Below are 428 nucleotides of genomic sequence, written 5' to 3'. Positions count from 1 at the left end.
GCAAGAGCAGGAAAATCAGAAGCACTCAAAATACTATGGCGTGCATTGTTCTGTCTTGGCCAGGTGAGATGGATGCCGATTGTAAGCGTTGGCAAGCTCGGTCGGTCAAGTGGTTGCAGGACACGTATGGGGACCAGTTGAAGACAGTCATCAGGCATGATGATGAGGCTTTTCCTCATCTTCATGCTTTCATCGTTCCTGATGATTTGAAGGCGATCAGCTTACATCCTGGGGATAGTGCAAAGCAGAAGGCCAAGGCGGATGGGTTATCTCCAAAGGAACAAAATGAAGCCTATAAGCAATCGTTTAGAGATTGGCAGGACAGTTATTGGGATAAGGTCGGGAAGCCTTCTGGCTTAACTCGTATTGGTCCAGGTCGTAGGCGTTTAACTCGGGACCAGTGGAACCAGGAGAAGCAACAAGCCAAG

General features: G+C 48.8%; 1 protein-coding gene. It reads left to right on the top strand.

All coding sequences use genetic code 11. The features are described from left to right. Window positions 1-428: plasmid recombination protein (locus KP705_RS18030; protein ID WP_215765287.1), on the top strand; the 428-nt coding region annotated here is incomplete at both ends.

This window comes from Gluconobacter sp. P1D12_c (assembly GCF_018812105.1).
In the GTDB taxonomy this organism is placed as follows: Bacteria; Pseudomonadota; Alphaproteobacteria; order Acetobacterales; family Acetobacteraceae; genus Gluconobacter; species Gluconobacter oxydans_A.
This window is presented reverse-complemented; position numbering and strand designations above follow the sequence as displayed.